This is a genomic window from Alteribacter keqinensis, from assembly GCF_003710255.1.
GTDB classification, from domain to species: Bacteria; Bacillota; Bacilli; order Bacillales; family Salisediminibacteriaceae; genus Alteribacter; species Alteribacter keqinensis.
On record NZ_RHIB01000003.1, the window covers coordinates 402,617 to 418,510 of the forward strand.

At 46.5% G+C, this 15,894-nt stretch carries 15 protein-coding genes; 12 read left to right on the forward strand and 3 right to left on the reverse strand.

Annotated elements, in window-relative coordinates; translation table 11 throughout:
• Nucleotides 1-253 precede the first annotated feature (253 nt).
• The 9 genes from EBO34_RS17250 to EBO34_RS17295 all read left to right on the forward strand — a co-directional run bounded on the left by EBO34_RS17250 (nucleotide 254) and on the right by EBO34_RS17295 (nucleotide 8,968).
• Nucleotides 254-1,534, forward strand: coding sequence for a helix-turn-helix domain-containing protein (locus EBO34_RS17250; RefSeq protein WP_122900890.1), 1,281 nt, complete (start codon nucleotides 254-256; stop codon nucleotides 1,532-1,534).
• Between the two features lie 12 nt (nucleotides 1,535-1,546).
• On the forward strand, nucleotides 1,547-1,918 hold the full coding sequence (locus EBO34_RS17255; RefSeq protein WP_122900892.1) for an iron chaperone: 372 nt from the start codon (nucleotides 1,547-1,549) through the stop codon (nucleotides 1,916-1,918).
• A gap of 552 nt (nucleotides 1,919-2,470) precedes the next feature.
• Entirely contained in the window at nucleotides 2,471-3,610 is a 1,140-nt protein-coding gene (locus tag EBO34_RS17260) for a S8 family peptidase (RefSeq protein WP_122900894.1), read from the forward strand.
• A gap of 667 nt (nucleotides 3,611-4,277) precedes the next feature.
• The gene (locus EBO34_RS17270) at nucleotides 4,278-4,640 is read left to right on the forward strand and encodes a glyoxalase superfamily protein (RefSeq protein ID WP_122901416.1); all 363 of its coding nucleotides are present in this window, start codon (nucleotides 4,278-4,280) and stop codon (nucleotides 4,638-4,640) included.
• Between the two features lie 300 nt (nucleotides 4,641-4,940).
• Nucleotides 4,941-5,426, forward strand: a complete 486-nt coding sequence (locus EBO34_RS17275) for a GNAT family N-acetyltransferase (protein ID WP_122900898.1) — start codon at nucleotides 4,941-4,943, stop codon at nucleotides 5,424-5,426.
• 160 nt (nucleotides 5,427-5,586) lie between these two features.
• Nucleotides 5,587-6,051, forward strand: a complete 465-nt coding sequence (locus EBO34_RS17280) for an NUDIX domain-containing protein (protein ID WP_122900900.1) — start codon at nucleotides 5,587-5,589, stop codon at nucleotides 6,049-6,051.
• Between the two features lie 113 nt (nucleotides 6,052-6,164).
• The gene (locus EBO34_RS17285; protein ID WP_221175160.1) at nucleotides 6,165-6,947 is read left to right on the forward strand and encodes an AAA family ATPase; all 783 of its coding nucleotides are present in this window, start codon (nucleotides 6,165-6,167) and stop codon (nucleotides 6,945-6,947) included.
• A gap of 19 nt (nucleotides 6,948-6,966) precedes the next feature.
• Nucleotides 6,967-7,935 carry a phosphotransferase gene (locus tag EBO34_RS17290; protein WP_122900902.1) on the forward strand — a complete coding sequence of 323 codons (969 nt, stop codon included), beginning with the start codon at nucleotides 6,967-6,969 and terminating at the stop codon, nucleotides 7,933-7,935.
• 160 nt (nucleotides 7,936-8,095) lie between these two features.
• On the forward strand, nucleotides 8,096-8,968 hold the full coding sequence (locus tag EBO34_RS17295) for an AraC family transcriptional regulator (protein WP_122900904.1): 873 nt from the start codon (nucleotides 8,096-8,098) through the stop codon (nucleotides 8,966-8,968).
• A gap of 427 nt (nucleotides 8,969-9,395) precedes the next feature.
• Here EBO34_RS17295 and queF read toward each other — a convergent pair whose 3' ends face one another.
• From queF to queC, 3 genes are read right to left on the reverse strand one after another with little or no spacing between them, the layout of a single operon-like run.
• Complete coding sequence (gene queF / locus EBO34_RS17300; RefSeq protein WP_419466029.1) at nucleotides 9,396-9,824, reverse strand: preQ(1) synthase; 429 nt, start codon at nucleotides 9,822-9,824, stop codon at nucleotides 9,396-9,398.
• Nucleotides 9,825-9,873: 49 nt separating this feature from the next.
• Nucleotides 9,874-10,545 carry a queuosine precursor transporter gene (locus EBO34_RS17305; protein ID WP_122900909.1) on the reverse strand — a complete coding sequence of 224 codons (672 nt, stop codon included), beginning with the start codon at nucleotides 10,543-10,545 and terminating at the stop codon, nucleotides 9,874-9,876.
• Nucleotides 10,529-11,185 (reverse strand): 7-cyano-7-deazaguanine synthase QueC, encoded by a 657-nt coding sequence (queC, locus tag EBO34_RS17310; RefSeq protein WP_122900911.1) that lies wholly within the window; start codon nucleotides 11,183-11,185, stop codon nucleotides 10,529-10,531. The genes EBO34_RS17305 and queC overlap by 17 nt, the downstream gene beginning before the upstream one ends.
• 334 nt (nucleotides 11,186-11,519) lie before the next feature.
• Between queC and EBO34_RS17315 the strand changes: the two genes are divergently transcribed.
• From EBO34_RS17315 to EBO34_RS17325, 3 genes are all read left to right on the forward strand, one after another.
• Nucleotides 11,520-13,502 carry a bifunctional 2',3'-cyclic-nucleotide 2'-phosphodiesterase/3'-nucleotidase gene (locus EBO34_RS17315; protein WP_142996807.1) on the forward strand — a complete coding sequence of 661 codons (1,983 nt, stop codon included), beginning with the start codon at nucleotides 11,520-11,522 and terminating at the stop codon, nucleotides 13,500-13,502.
• Between the two features lie 206 nt (nucleotides 13,503-13,708).
• Nucleotides 13,709-15,337: a bifunctional metallophosphatase/5'-nucleotidase gene (locus EBO34_RS17320; RefSeq protein WP_122900915.1), complete on the forward strand. Its 1,629-nt coding sequence runs from the start codon at nucleotides 13,709-13,711 to the stop codon at nucleotides 15,335-15,337.
• A gap of 243 nt (nucleotides 15,338-15,580) precedes the next feature.
• On the forward strand, nucleotides 15,581-15,796 hold the full coding sequence (locus EBO34_RS17325; RefSeq protein WP_236784568.1) for a hypothetical protein: 216 nt from the start codon (nucleotides 15,581-15,583) through the stop codon (nucleotides 15,794-15,796).
• The last annotated feature ends 98 nt before the right edge of the window (nucleotides 15,797-15,894 follow it).

Genomic DNA, 15,894 nt, shown 5'->3' on the forward strand with positions numbered 1-15,894 from the left:
ACACCCCCTCCAGCGAGGGGGTGTTTAATAGGTCGATTTATGATAAAATTACCGGTAATTATCTGGGTACTTTCTTGATTTGAGGAAAATTACAGGTGGTTAACAGGCTTTAGGGGCTGTATGGACCCTGTATTTTCCCAAATAAAAGTAGATTGATAAGGTTTCCCATCTTACCAGCATCATATATGATAAAAGTAGAGGGTCTTTCGATACATATTATCTGCAGTCGGAGTCGCGTTAGGAGTGGAACCGGATGAATGGAAAAGTGTTAAAGTACCATCGTTTAAAGCAGAGAAAGAAGCAGGACGAAGTATGCAAAGGAATATGTTCGGTCTCATACTACAGCAAGATTGAGAACGACCAGATCGATGTGAGTACTGACTTGCTTGAGAGGCTGATGGATCGTCTTGATATCCGGGAGGAAGTGAAGTCTGTTCACAATGAAAGCCAGTTAAAAGAACGGATTTACAAGCTCAATGAGAAAGTGATTGACCGGGAGCTGGCAGAAGCCGCCGAGCTGAGCGGGAGCCTCCAGGAGCAGCTCAACTTTGTCCAGAACCCGAACCTGATCGTGCTGTTTGAGGTGATTCTTTCCCGTCTGCGTTTTTTGCAGGGGGAAGGGGCCAGTGCCCAGGTGCTTTTGAATAAAAACGAGTCGTTCATCAATGATGTGGAGGACCCGGAGATACGGTTTCATTTTCTTAAAATGAAGAGTGTGTATGCGTACATGAACCAGGAGTTTCACAAGTCCCTTGAACACCTGAAGGAGGCCGACGCGCTTCTTGATACGTCGAATTTTCCCCACAAGGATGTGGTGGATCTCTACTACATGCTCGGGCTCACGTCCTACCGGGTGGAGGACATCAATTCGAGCATGCACCACTTAAACGAAGCGGTGAGGGTGTATGACGCGAACTACGAGTACCACCGTAGCGGGGACTGCCGGCTTCTCCTCGGCCTGTGCTTCAAGGTGCTCGGCAAATACAGTAAGGCGGAGAAACAGTTTGAGCTTGCCATGAAACTGGCCAAAAACATCGGGGATAAAAAGTTGGAAGCAAAAGTCCTTCAGGCCAAGGGGGAGACCTTTGGAGCCATGAACCGCTCCATGGAAGCGATTCATCACTTTCAGATGAGCTACCGGCTCCGTCAGGGAACCGACCGCCTCATTACCATCGTCGCAATTCTTGAACAGTTTGCGAAAATGCGGCTTTTCAGTGAAATGAAAAGCTGGATCGAGCACGGATTCGAAATTCTCGACGAGCACAAAAGCAAAGCGGGAAGCTTCCTCGTCCGTCAGTATGAATACCATCTGAAGTACTACGAGCACGTTGCCGGGGATGCAGACACCGAGGAATTTGAAAAAGTACTCAAAGACGAGATCATTCCCTTCTTTGAAGAAAATCCCCGCCACGAGTTCATTTATAAATACGGCAAGCACCTCGCTGCCCTTTACGAGAAAAAGCAGCACTACTCCAAGAGCGTCCAGTATTACAAAAAGGCTGTCGGCGCGCTGGAGCGTTTGAAGCATAACTAAGGAGAGTGTGGCATGGACACATTTGAAGAATTTGTAAAGCAGATTGACAATCCGGAGCACCGGGAGCGGATGGAAGAGGTGCTGGTCTGGGTACAGGAGACGTTTCCAGCTTTGACGCCGAAAATCGCCTGGAACCAGCCGATGTTTACGGACCACGGCACCTATATTATCGGCTTCAGCATCGCCAAGCATCATATGGCCGTTGCCCCTGAGCAGGCAGGGATTCTTCAGTTTTCCGATGACATTGCCAAGGCCGGCTACGATTATACGAAGGAGCTGGTCCGGTTCCGGTGGGACAGGCCGTTTGATTTCTCCTTACTGGAGAAAATGATCGCGTTTAACATTGAGGATAAAGCAGAGTGTTCCACATTCTGGCGGAAGTAATGAGAGGGCAGCTGAGGCTGCTCTTTTTGTTTATTGTTGATTGTTAAGATTTCTAAGATGTGAATAACTTTATGGTGAGATTTTTCCAAGTCCAGCTTCAGTGCCTGCGAGCTCGAGGTCATATAGCGGCAAGTTTTCTTTATCGCTCGTGACTCTTACTCTTTTGTTATTACCCAAGCCACTCACGGTCGTAGGCGATGATGCCGAAAACAGCGCCGATCACTGCGCCTGTGGCCATGAGAATGAGCATGGCTTTGACGTTTTTTTGGGCAAAATAAGTCCCCCCTTTTTGGTGATCTTAGGTTTATTTTAACATTTCATGCCATAATGTCAGAATATTGGTGGCATTTTGACCCTGAACGATCGTTGGGGTACAGCCTATTTTCACCCGGATCGGTTGTGAAAATAGAACTGTGTCATATGAAAAAATTGTCAGATAAACGGTTAATTATCTGTAAATTTTGAGTATTTGTTGAATTTTCCCCCTTTTCCCTGTTAAAGTTCAAATTACAACTTTTTCAAATTCAGCAAGTGGGAAGGGAGAGCGACAAGATGAAAGCATTTAAAAAGATAGCAGGTGCGGCGCTGGCCGCAACACTCGTATTGGGAGGTGCCGGCGGTTTTGGAAGCGCACAGGACTCCGGTGAAACAAAGGAGTATCTCGTCGGCTTTGAGCCCGGGGCAGCGGCAAGTGCCGTGAATGCTTCAAACACAGTGACCGCACTTGGCGGGGACGTGGAGCATGAGTTTGGTTTTGCAGATATCGTCCATGTTTCTTTACCCGAACAAGCGGTAGCGGGTCTGGAGAATAATCCGAATGTGGCGTTTGTGGAGGAGAACGTGGAGGTTCAGGCGTATGCCCAGGATGTGCCGTATGGAATTGAGCATATTGGTGCGCTGGATGTGCAGCAAAATGACGGGAACACAGGTGCCGGTGTAAGTGTGGCGGTGCTTGATACGGGGATTCAGGATCATGAGGATTTGAATGTGGCCGGCGGTGTGAGCTTTATTGACGGTGAGCCTGAGTACCAGGATGAGAATGGGCACGGGACGCATGTAGCAGGTACGATTGCGGCTCTCGACAATGAGGTTGGTGTGCTCGGTGTGAGTCCGGATGTGGACCTGTATGCGGTGAAGGTGCTCGGCGCTGACGGCAGCGGGTCTCATGCAGGGATCGTCCAGGGTATTGAATGGGCGGTTGAAAATGACATCGATGTGATCAACATGAGTCTTGGTGCGCCGGTCGGTTCGACGACGCTGGAGCAGGCGGTCAATTACGCTCACGGTGAAGGTGTGACGGTCGTGGCTGCGGCCGGGAATGAGGGCTCGCTGATTCCAGGATGGAACACGATTGGCTATCCGGCGAAGTACGATAATGCGATCGCCGTCGGTGCGGTGGACGAGAACAACGACCGCGCGTCCTTCTCCAGTGTGGGGAACGAGCTTGATGTGATGGCCCCGGGTGTGGCGATTGACAGTACGTACCTGGATAACAGCTATGCAGCGTTGAGCGGTACGTCCATGGCAGCGCCTCACGTGGCCGGTGCGGCGGCGCTCCTGCTGGCGGCGAACCCGTCGTTGTCCAACGATGATGTGCGTGCCGTGTTAAATGAAACGGCGGTGCCACTCGGTGATCACTTCTATTATGGTAATGGCGTGATTGATGTGAGAGCGGCGGTGGATGCACAGTAGGTTGGTAGTTTGAATGGAGGATTGTTTGATCGGATGAATGTTCGATCGGCAGTTGTTTGATAGAAGCGTAGTTAGATAGTAAGAGTTTTGGAGTTCGGAAGGATGTCTGGCTGGTGGATTTTAGAGGGTTTGCTTGCCGGGTAAAGAGTAATAGAAGGCACTGAAAAAGTTGTTTTGTAATTTTTCAGTAGCCTCTATTATAAGGGAGGAGTCTCGCTGGATGGCGGGGCTTCTTTTTTTGTGTGTGGAGGGGGAGGGCTGGCTGGGAAAAGTGGTAGATAAATCGGGAAAAGTGGTAGAGATGTGCGTGGTGGGAGGACAGTCCGTGCGAGGTGGACACTTTTGGATCTGCCTCAAGGAAGCGGCTTTGGTGAAAGAACTACTCAGGCCGAATGGCCAAAAAATCTGGAACGAATCCACCTATATATCTCCTTATGTGATTTGCCCTGTTAAGCCCATTGTGAATGAGTAGGATTTGGATATTCATTTTAAACTAGAGGAAGGAATATACAAATTATGTGAAGAAGTTAATTTAAACTAAAGCTGGAAATCCTTCAATAATTGAATTAACGGAGTAGGTTCTTTTGTAAATCATAAAGTTGATTAATTTTATACAAAAATAATGATAAGAAAGAGTGATGTGATCGTGAGCACACCTGGAATAAGGATGAAAAGCCCTGTACCGGTATTCCGTATTTTTGATGAGGAGAAAGCCAAAGAATTTTATTTTTCATTTCTGGAATTCGAATTGGATTGGGAGCACCGGTTTGAGGAAAACTTTCCTTTGTATATGCAAATTTCCCAAGGCAATTGTATCCTTCACCTTTCTGAACATTTTGGAGATTCAACACCTGGAGCGTCCATTAGAATTGAAGTGGAAAATGTGAAGATGCTTCATGCAAAGCTTAGCGAAAAGGAATACAAATACGCACGCCCGGGCCTTGAAACTACGGATTGGAATACGCTGGAGGTTAGAATTGGGGACCCGTTCGGAAATAAAATTGTCTTCTATGAAAATATTCAAAAATAATATAGCTTTTTAAAGTAAAGGGGAGCAATAGTGAAATAAGCTGTTGCTCCTGTTGTGGTGCTAATGGATAGGATAATTGAATGTCAAATTTATTGAAAGGGAGTATTATATGAGTTTTGGGACTTGGGCTGCAATTGCAATTGCACTGATGGCAGGCGTGATTGGCGGCATCGCTGGAGCTAATTCAAAGAAAAAGAGATAGCTTTTTTTATTGTAGGGGAGATTCATTTAAGGTGGCATTTCCTGCAAGTGTGAGCATTGACAGCATATCATTAGAAACTTAGTGAGAGGTAAAAAAATATGAATATACTTCTTCGAAACGCCGAGGAAAGCGATTACGAGTTATTGCTGCCTTTATTCAGGGAGGTTCATGAATTCCACGTTTCCGTCAGGCCGGATTTGTACAAAGAGAATGCAACTCCAGTCGAACAGGAGTTTTTTGAAAGCCAGTTATTAGATAGTAAACAGCATATTTTTGTGGCTGCAATAAACAATGAAATAGTCGGCGTTGCAGTGACAAAAGAAGAAGAAATAACTGAAAATACTTTTGTTAAAGAGAGGAAAGTATTATTTATAAAGAGTGTATGTGTTGCTGAAACACAAAGAAAGAAAGGTGTCGGAAAAAAACTGATTAATTACGTTTTTGATTTTGGAAGAAGCCTCAAAGTTGACAGTATTGATTTGGGAGTGTCCGAGGAAAATACATCTGCCATTGAATTTTATAAATCAATCGGGATGACAACGAAGAGTAGAAAAATGGAGATGATATTGAACAAACGGGTATAAATAGTGGAAAAAGATTAGAATTTACAGTTAAAAGGTACGTCCAATCAAGAGATAATTAACAAAGATTAACACAGGAAGTTGTCGTTGCTCCTGTGGAGGATAAATAAATCTAGTAAATATATTCTTTAGTAAAATACAGGGATAAATAAGGGGATTGTTAATGAATATAAGGAATTCAGCTAAAGCTGTCATCATTTCAGGCGATAAGGTTCTGTTAACGAAGAACCGGGATCGTGACGGATATTTTTATCTTTTTCCCGGTGGCGGACAGGAACATGGCGAAACCCTTCATAAAACCTTAATCAGAGAGTGTATTGAGGAAACTGGGGAGCAGATCGAGATAGGGGAACTGCTTCATCTTCGTGAGTATATAGGGAAAAATCATGAGTATGCTTCTGCGGATTTTAACGTTCACCAAGTTGAATATTATTTTGTCTGCAAACTCGTAACCGGAAAAAATGATGTTGAACTGCCTGCTAATCCTGACAGCCATCAAGTGGGAGTAGAATGGGTACATATGAAGGACTTACAGGAATATCGTCTATACCCAAAAGAGATTAGGAAATATATCGTCATGTATGCCAAGAATGAACAAGCGCCAATTTATTTAGGTGATATAAACTAAAAGGGTAGTCAACTGTCGGAATTTTCAGCACAATAATTTACTGCTTCTCTTTCCGGCAAACGGGGAAAACCGCTCAAGAAATAGTATCAGCTATTTGAGGAAGAGGTGTTAAAGTGGTTCACTTAAAAACGATTTATATACAGCCGGGTAACAAAGACAAAGATTATCCTTTTAATCTTCCTTTAATAAGAAATGTAAAAGAACTACATTTTAATAAGCCAGTAACAATACTTGTAGGAGATAATGGAACAGGAAAGTCAACTCTCCTGGAAGCTATTGCAACGAATATTGGCAGTATTCTCATTGGCGGTGAAAACATAGAAACGGACACTTCACTTGACCAGGCAAGAAAATTAGGACAGAAGATGAAACTTACCTGGAAATTAAGGACTAATAAAGGGTTCTTTTTTAGAGCGAATGATTTTATTAACTTTACTAACCGCATAAAAGAAATTAAAGAAGAATCCACGGAAGCAATAAGGAATATTAGACAAAAGAAACAACACAGTTTAGAAGTATTACCTTATGCAAGAACACTTAACGATTTAGAGCATCTTTATGGAGAGGGGTTGGATGTTCGCTCACATGGTGAAAGTTTTTTAGATTTATTTAAAGCGCGGTTTAAGCCGAATGGTTTATATCTTTTGGATGAGCCTGAAGCCCCCTTATCGCCACTGAAACAACTATCTTTGATTTCACTGATTAATGAAATGGTGAAAGATAATGGACAATTTATCATTGCCACGCATTCTCCAATATTAATGGCTATACCTGAGGCCGATATTTATTTTATTGAAGATGGAGAAATGAAACCTAAAAAGTATGATGAAATTGAACATGTGTCCCTCACAAGAGATTTTTTAAACCAGCCCGAACGGTTTCTAAAGCACTTATAGAAGTACTTGGAGGTATTTAATGGAGGCTTCGAACTCAATTATTGAAGAAACGACTTTAGCAGCATTACTTACTCATTTCTATAACTTACCTGAACCAATAAGGTGTACGTTTATACGAAGAAGTTTCAATGACCACTATATTGTTGTTTCTGGTTCTAAACAGTTTATATTGCGAGTGTACATTAATAATAAAAGCTATATAAGTTCTCTCAACGACATTCACTTTGAATTAGAATTTCTTGAATACTTAAATTCAAAAAAGATACCAGTAATATCACCTATAAAAAACAATAATAATCAAAATCTTTCTCTTCTAAAATTAAATTATAATGAAACTCGATACTTGGCATTGTTTCCATATGCAAAGGGGAGTCCAATTAACGAAAATCTAGACATAAATCAATCAATAAAACTAGGTGGAATAATAGCAAAACTCCATTTATGTTCTAATAATTTTACAAGTCAGTATTCGCGTTATTCACTAGACGTTCGAAGACTTGTAGAGGAACCATTACATACTATCGAGAAGTATACTCGTCAGTTTGACTTTGGAAAGCTTTCTTTTTTTAGCGTTCGTTCGAAGACACTAATTGACAGTATTAATGATATACCAATGGATGTCGATTCTTATGGAATTGTTCACGGAGACCCCAATCCGTCAAACTTCTTTTTTAGTAATAAAGACGGTTTCTCTCTATTTGATTTTGACCATAGTGCGTTCGGATATAGGATTCACGACTTAGCAGTTATTAGATTAAGTTTTACAAAAAAGGTATATAATTCAGTTTTAAAAGGCTATGAACAAATTAGACCGTTAACTATTGTTGAGAAGGATAGCATTAAGGTATACTCAGATATTTTATTAATTAAAAAGTATAGTGATATTTATAATATGTTTGAAATAACAGGTGCTGACGAAGAACAAAAGCAACTGGTTACGCAAAATGCTTTTAATACATTAAAAGAAATGGCAGGACAATCTTATTGAACAAACAGGAAGCGATAGTTGTAACCATTAGGCAAAGGAGAGACTGATTTTCTTGATTTTATATTCCGAGCTAAAGTAATGAATCCTGCATAACGGTGCACCAAATGTCGGATGACTGAACAATACTCCTGTTATTCTGGTGATGAAAGGAGGTCATTAAATGGATTTGCTTAAGGGCATGAATACTGCAATGGAGTATATTGAGGAAAACCTTACGAACGACATTGATTTTAAAGAGGTGGCAAGGCTGGCTCATTGCTCCGAATATCATTTTAAGCGAATGTTTTCCTTCCTCGCCGGAGTGACGTTATCGGAATATATACGCCGGAGACGGCTCAGTCTGGCAGCAGCTGAGCTTCAAAACAGCAGCGTAAAAGTAATTGATATTGCAATAAAGTATGGATACAGCTCTGCAGACTCGTTTACGAGAGCGTTTATCCATTTACATGGTGTTACACCTACAGAAGCAAGAAGCCATGGTCAGTTAGTAAAAGCCTATCCATCCATGACCTTCCAATTATCAGTTAAAGGAGGACATGAAATGAATTACCGGATTGAACCAAAAGAAGCTTTTAACATTGTGGGTATTATGAAACGGGTTCCCATTGTTTTTGAAGGGGAAAATCCAGAAATAGCCGCGATGTGGCAATCCCTGACGAAGGAAAAAATAGAGCAGTTGCAAAACCTCTCCAACGTTGAGCCAGAAGGAATGATCCAGGCTTCCGCAAACTTCTCTGAAGGGCGTATGGAAGAAAAGGGAGAGCTGGACCAGTATATAGGAGTGGCGACAAACAAAGAGAATCCTGAACAGTTTGTGAAGCTTGAAGTACCTGCTTTAACCTGGGCGGTTTTCGAATCAACAGGCCCGTTCCCTGACACACTTCAGGAAACCTGGGGAAGGATTTATGCTGAGTGGTTCCCCTCCTCAAACTATCAAGTAACAAAAGGACCTGAACTATTGTTGATCAAAAATAAAGATTTATCTTCACCTTCCGTAAAGTGTGACATTTGGATTCCCGTTCTGAAAAAGTAAGAAGATAACTGAACTTTTACGGCACATAACTGGGATGAGGGGAATAAATACATTTCACCTGGCGGCGTGCGTTAGTAAAAGAAGCAAACAGTAAAAAGACTGGGACATAAAGAAAGTGTTTAGCTGAAAATCCGAACAATGCGCTGGCCTAGCGGATGAAATATACGTAGACTCCTGCGGGAGGAAAAGCAAAGGTGAGACCCCGGAGTGCGATAGCACACGGAGGCTCACCAGCTTCCCGCGGAAAGCGGAGTATATTTCAGGAGCGGTTTTATTGCACAGCATATTAATCGTTCGGGTTTTCGTTTAACTAAAACACTTTGGTCCCAGCCTGTTTAATGTGAGTAATTTATGCGATTTCTAATGTGTTCCGATATTCCCCCACAAGTGATCCGCATCAACACACGCATGGCGGCACAAAACAAACCTACCTGTTATCAATCGTCTCCGGATACAAATCATGCTGCACGAGACGCTTCTCGGCAAATGCTTCCCACTTCGTGCCGGGCTTCCCGTAGTTCACGTAGGGATCGATGGAGATGCCGCCGCGGGGGGTGAATTTGCCCCAGACTTCGATGTAGCGGGGATCCATCAGCTCGACAAGGTCGTTCACGATCTTGTTCATGCAGTCTTCGTGGAAGTCGCCGTGGTTGCGGAAGCTGAAGAGGTACAGCTTCAGGGACTTGGACTCGACCATCTTTTTGTCGGGAATGTAGCTGATGTAGACGGTGGCGAAGTCCGGCTGGCCGGTTTTCGGGCACAGGCTTGTGAACTCCGGACAGTTGAATTTCACAAAATAATCACGGTACTGGTGGACGTTCTCGAACGCCTCCAGGACGGACGGATCGTAGTCCATCCGGTATTCGGTTTTATTGCTGCCGAGTTGTTCCACTTCTTTTTCGCGGTCATACTGCATAGCTTTCTTCCTCCTTATTGTTTCCGTTATCGTTTGCATCATCTTTTCTCAGCCATTTCACCATTAAATAGATGAACGGGGTGTCGAGGGCGGCGATCGCCACCTTCACGAGATACTGCACGCCGATCATGGCAAGAAGCGCGCTTACGGGCATGGTGCCGTAAAAGGCCACGACCACGAAGATCGTCGAGTCGAGAAGCTGGCTTGCGAAGGTGCTTCCGTTGTTTCTCAGCCACAGGTGTCGGCCGCTCGTCATCTCCTTGAGCTTGTGGAAAAAGTGCACGTCAAACAGCTGGCTCACGAAGTACGCGAGGAGCGATGCGGCCACGATTCTCGGAACGGCGCCGAGGATCATTTCAAACTCCGCCTGCATCGGCCAGAAGTTCGCGGCGGGAAGGGCGATGGCCATGTAGAAAAAGCCGATCATCATCAGGTTGGTGAGCAGTCCGATGATCACCACGCGCTTCGCTGTATTTTTCCCGTACACTTCACTGATCGAATCGGTGATCAAAAACGTGAGGGGGTACGTGAGCAGTCCCGCGGTCAAAACGGCGGAGCCGATCGTAAACAGCTTGACGCTGATCACGTTTGAAACGAAAAGGGCAGTAAAGAAGATCCCGGCGAGCAGGATCAGCTTGTCAGTTTTATTCAACGTGGCCACCGTCCTTTTCCGCCAGGTACTCGCGAAGCCCGCGGGCGCGGAGCTTGCAGGCCGGACATTCGCCGCAGCCGTCGCCGACGATGCCGTTGTAGCATGTGAGCGTGTTGTAGCGGACAAAGTCGAGGCCGCCCAGGTCATCGGCGAGCTTCCACGTTTCTTTTTTATCCAAAAACATGAGCGGCGTATGGATCACGAAGTTCTCGTCCATGCTCAGGTTGAGCGTCACGTTCATGGATTTCACGAACGAATCCCGGCAGTCCGGGTAGCCGGAGAAGTCCGTTTCACACACACCGGTGATGATATGCTTCGCGTCGATCTGCTTGCCGAAGATGCCGGCCATGAGCAGGAATAGGTGGTTCCGTCCGTCCACGAAGGTAGTCGGGTATTTTTCCCCTTCTTCAATCTCAATGTCATCACGGGTGAGGGCGTTGGCCGTAATCTGGCCGAGCATGCTTACGTCCATCACGTGATGGGGCACATCGAGCTCGTCGGCGATCTGCTTTGCGTAATCGAGCTCTTTTTTATGGCGCTGGCCGTAGTCAAAAGACAGGGCAGCGACGTCATCGAAGTTTTTCAGTGCCCAGAGAAGACATGTGGTGCTGTCCTGACCTCCGCTGAACACAACAATCGCTTTTTTCAACTTGGTTCACTCCTAGTTTTGATTTATAGAGCGGAGGATGGTTACGAACTCCGCTACCTTACTACTCTAACAAATCTTTCCGTAAAATGTTAGTGGTACTTTATTGGAAGTACGGACATGTATGTGGATGGGCCTATTTGGTGTAAATGTAAAAGTTTTATCACAAAATATGAACTAAATATGAACGAAAGACCCCCGTCCTTTGACTGGTTATCCGTGACATTTCTAACAAAAAATAAGCGTAAAGTAGCGAAAAAGTTGTCAGACCTTTACGACAATTCTCGCCATTGGTAAGATTGGAAGCGATTACATAACAAACGGGGGAGTGAGAGAGTTGAAGAACATCCTAAGGAACAAATGGGTTTTAGGTGGTCTGATGACAGGCCTTTTATTTTCAACCACAGCACCGGCCGCTCAGGCAGATGCTGAGGACACAGAAAAGCTTGTGATCATGGGCACGACGGACATTCATGCCTACATGATGCCGTATGATTACATGAACGACACGGTAGACGACACTTACGGACTTACAAAAGTACATACACTGGTGGAGGAAATCCGCAGTGAACATGAAAACACCCTTCTATTGGACAACGGGGATATCATTCAGGGAAGCATCTTCGGGGACATGCTTGCCCTTGTGGATCCGGTTGGAGCGGACGAGCCCCACGTAATCATGGACGCCATGAACATGATGGGCTATGACGCTGCCACTCTTGGAAATCATGAATTTAACTTCGGCCTCGATTACCTGGACGAAACGATCGCAAAAGCCGACTTCCCATGGCTCAGCGCCAACGTCTATAACGACGGAACGGAAGACCTCCGCTACGATCCATACGCGATCATCGAAAAAGTAATCAACGGAGAAACGTTGAACGTCGGCGTGATCGGCTTAGTACCACCGCAAATCATGACGTGGGACCGCGTACACCTTGACGGCAACGTCTACGTGAACGAAATCGTGGAATCAGCAAAAACATACGTGCCGCAGATGAAAGAAGAAGGAGCGGACATCGTTGTCGCCGTTGCCCACTCCGGAATCAACCCGGCTGAGGACGCAAGCGAAAACGCCGGCTATCAGCTTTCCCAGGTTGAAGGCATCGACGCCATGATCCTCGGCCACCAGCACAACGTATTCCCGGGAACCGACGCCTACTCCGGCATTGACGGCATCGACGTTGAAGCAGGAACTGTCAACGGCGTACCGACTGTGATGCCTGGCGCATGGGGCAGCCACCTCGGCGTGATCGAGCTTGATTTAACAAACACTGACGGTCAGTGGGAAGTGGCGGGCTTTGACAGTGAAGCAAGAGAAACTGCAGCCTACGAGCCTCACCCTGACATGGTGAGCCTTGTGGAAGAAACTCACGAAGCGACCATTGAATACGTCAACAGTCCTGTTGGCGATACAGCAACGGATTTGAACACGTTCTTTTCACGCGTCATGGACAACGAAGTGGTTCAGCTTGTAAACGACGCTCAGCTTGACTATATGGAGCAGAACTTTGCAAGCACAGAATATGAAGACATGGCCATGCTCAGCGCGGCCGCACCGTTCCGCGCAGGACGCGGAGGCGCATACACGAATGTAGAGGAAGGCAGCATTGCCATCCGTGATGTGAACGACATTTACGTGTACCCGAACACCCTTCACGTTGTCAAAGTAAACGGAACCGAGCTTCACAACTGGCTTGAGCGTTCGGCTGAGAACTTCCTTCAGATCGACCCTGACTCAAGCGATCGTCAGTACGTGATAAACACTGATTTTGCAAGCTTTGACTTCGATACAATCGAAGGCGTTGAGTACCAGATCGATGTCACGCAGCCTGTGGGCGAGCGTATTGTCGGCCTCACGTATGAAGGCGAAGACGTAACAGAAGAGGACGAGTTCCTTGTAGCAACAAACAACTACCGTGCCGGGGGCGGGGGAGCCCACATTGACGGCGTGGAAACGGTTCTTGCTTCTACTGACGAAAACCGTGAAGTGATCATCGACTACATCCGTGACCACGATGGTCCTCTTGAAGTCGAAGTCACAAACAACTGGTCTCTTGTGCCGTTTGAAACAGATGCCCAGGTTGTTTTCGAAAGTGATCTCCAGGGAGAGCCCCTTGCAGACACGACTCCGTTCGTTTCTTTCGTAGAAACCGTAAATGATACGACGGGTCTTTTCCAGATCCATCCGCAAGAGCACGTTGAGGACGGCGATGACGAGGATGAGGACGATCGTCCGGGCAACCGTCCGCCTCACGCAGGACAGCCGGGACCACCGCCACATGCGGGACAGCCAGGACCACCACCACACGCGAATTAATGGTGCCTGTCACCACCCGGATTTTGTCGAATTCGTAGGACTTTATTCAAATCAGGCAGGGAGCAAAGAGCGCTTCTTGCCTGAAATGTTATTGTAAACATTCTTAACATTAGGAAAACGATAGATTCATATTTTTCCAGTATAGTGATTAGTAGATATTCAGTCTGCTAGAATATCAGATTACATTTACATAGGAGGCAGTGAAGATGGTGAAAAAACGTTTGTTGACAGCGGCACTCGTGGGCGGCTTGGTGATGGCGCCGTTTCTATCCGTACAGGACGGCGGTGTGCAGGCAGAGGAAGGGAATCACGAGCTGAAGATTCTCCACACGAATGATATTCATTCGACGATTGATGATCTTGGGAAGTCAGCGGCCTACATTAACGCAGAGCGTGAGGCGGCGGAGCATTCCCTCTACTTGGATGCGGGGGATATTTTCAGCGGAAACCCGGTGGTTGACCTGCAGGAGGGGGAGCCCCTGGTTCATCTTTTGAATGAAATGAACGTGGATGCCATGGTGATTGGAAATCACGAGTTTGACTACGGGCAGGAAGCGTTTATCAGTAATGAAGCATTATCGAACTTTCCATGGCTGAGTGCAAACATGGAAGTGGTCGATCCGGAGTTCCCGATCGAGCAGCCGGACCCTTACATCATTGAAGACCTGGGTGACTTTACGGTAGGGATTCTTGCGTTGACCCAGGCACCTCCTGCGACAGCTCCTGCCGGGATTGTGGGCCTTGAGTTTCACGGGTATGAGGAAACCGTTGAAGAATATGCGTATTTGAAAGATGAAGTGGACGTCCTGATCGGGCTCACACACATCGGCTACGGGGATGACCAGCAGCTGGCAGAAGCGTTCCCCGATCACTTTGACTTAATCGTCGGCGGTCACACGCACACGATTTTGGACGAGCCGAGTGTCGTTGCCGGTACACCGATCGCCCAGGCCGGATCGAACAACCGCTTCGTCGGCAATGTGACTCTTGAAGTGGACCGCGACACGAAGGAAGTTGTGAGTGTGGACGGGCACCTGCAGGATGTGGATGAGCTCACGGAAACGGTTCCCCACATTCAGGACATGATTGACGCGTACAATGCAGAAATGGACGAGCTTCTTTCCCAGGTGATCGGGTACACAAATACCGGGCTGAGCCGCGATGAGCGCTACGAAATGGACGCGCCTCTCGGAAACTTCTGGACGGACGCCATGCGTGAGTACATTGATGCAGATATTGCCGTGACGAACAATGGCGGAATCCGCGCCAACATCGAGCCGGGCGAGATTACGGCCGGCGACATTTACACCGTCGAGCCGTTTGCGAACGAAGTAATGGAAATTGAAATGACAGGTGCTGCGATTAAGGATGTGTTGGAGTATTCCTACAACCGGAGCAATCAGATCGACCTTCAGACGTCGGGCCTGCACTATACGGTGCTGACGGATGAAGAAGGTAACCTTGTGGATATTGAGATGGAGGTTGGCGGGGAACCGATCGACTATGACGAGACTTACACCCTCGCGATTCCTGACTTCCTTGGTACAGGAGGAAGCGGCTACAACTTTGAAGGCGACGTGATTCAGCCTGGTGCCGGGTTCATGACGAACGCGATGCTCGACTTCGCTGACACGTTCACGTCCCAGGACGCGCCGATCGATTACACGTCTGAAGGTAGAATCGCCATTGAGCTTTATGAGGAAGAAGAGGACGGGACGGAGCCGGGGAAACCGGGCAAGCCAGGAAAGCCGGATAAGCCGGGGAAACCTGATAAGCCAGGCAAGCCGGATCACGCCGGGCAACCGGGTAAGCCGGATTTTGCCGGACGTCCATAATGAAGAAGTGAGTGAAGACCTGCAGGGGCGCTGTTTCCTGCAGGTTTCTTTTATATGGGTGGCGGGTGCTAATCGTTAAATAGGCCGGGGGAAGTGTAAAAAGGCGGCGGCTAAACGTAAAAACAGCTGGTGTAAGTGTAAAATAGCGTTGGCTAAACGTAAAAACGGCTAGCGTAAGTGTAAAATGCAGCGCAGCTCATGCGGCATGTATCTGGGAACCCCCACACCTAAGGAGGAATCATCATGGTTTACGCAAAAGTAAACGGCATCGATGTGAAGCTTTTTCATGGGGCAAAATTGAAGCACGCCCTGTTAAAAGCGGACGAACGCTTTTATTATTCAGTCGTCAAACACGGCTCCACCATCCGGGATCAGGAAGGGAACCACGTTGACATTATGGGCGCTGTGGATAAGGGGTTTTGCTATACGGTGGATCCGGTGTTAGACCGGGAGACTTGACTGTCACCACCCGAACGTTGTCGAAACCGTAGGATTTTAAGAAAGATAAGCGGCTTTGAGAAGCTTCTGATCTTTTATATTCCGCCGCGTTTTAGAGC

Bases quoted from the DNA above. Each gene is read 5' to 3' on its own strand.
- EBO34_RS17250 (WP_122900890.1), top strand. From the start codon at position 254: ATGAATGGAAAAGTGTTAAAGTACCATCGTTTAAAGCAGAGAAAGAAG.
- EBO34_RS17255 (WP_122900892.1), top strand. From the start codon at position 1,547: ATGGACACATTTGAAGAATTTGTAAAGCAGATTGACAATCCGGAGCAC.
- EBO34_RS17260 (WP_122900894.1), top strand. From the start codon at position 2,471: ATGAAAGCATTTAAAAAGATAGCAGGTGCGGCGCTGGCCGCAACACTC.
- EBO34_RS17270 (WP_122901416.1), top strand. From the start codon at position 4,278: ATGAAAAGCCCTGTACCGGTATTCCGTATTTTTGATGAGGAGAAAGCC.
- EBO34_RS17275 (WP_122900898.1), top strand. From the start codon at position 4,941: ATGAATATACTTCTTCGAAACGCCGAGGAAAGCGATTACGAGTTATTG.
- EBO34_RS17280 (WP_122900900.1), top strand. From the start codon at position 5,587: ATGAATATAAGGAATTCAGCTAAAGCTGTCATCATTTCAGGCGATAAG.
- EBO34_RS17290 (WP_122900902.1), top strand. From the start codon at position 6,967: ATGGAGGCTTCGAACTCAATTATTGAAGAAACGACTTTAGCAGCATTA.
- EBO34_RS17295 (WP_122900904.1), top strand. From the start codon at position 8,096: ATGGATTTGCTTAAGGGCATGAATACTGCAATGGAGTATATTGAGGAA.
- queF (WP_419466029.1), bottom strand. From the start codon at position 9,824: ATGGACTACGATCCGTCCGTCCTGGAGGCGTTCGAGAACGTCCACCAG.
- EBO34_RS17320 (WP_122900915.1), top strand. From the start codon at position 13,709: ATGGTGAAAAAACGTTTGTTGACAGCGGCACTCGTGGGCGGCTTGGTG.
- EBO34_RS17325 (WP_236784568.1), top strand. From the start codon at position 15,581: ATGGTTTACGCAAAAGTAAACGGCATCGATGTGAAGCTTTTTCATGGG.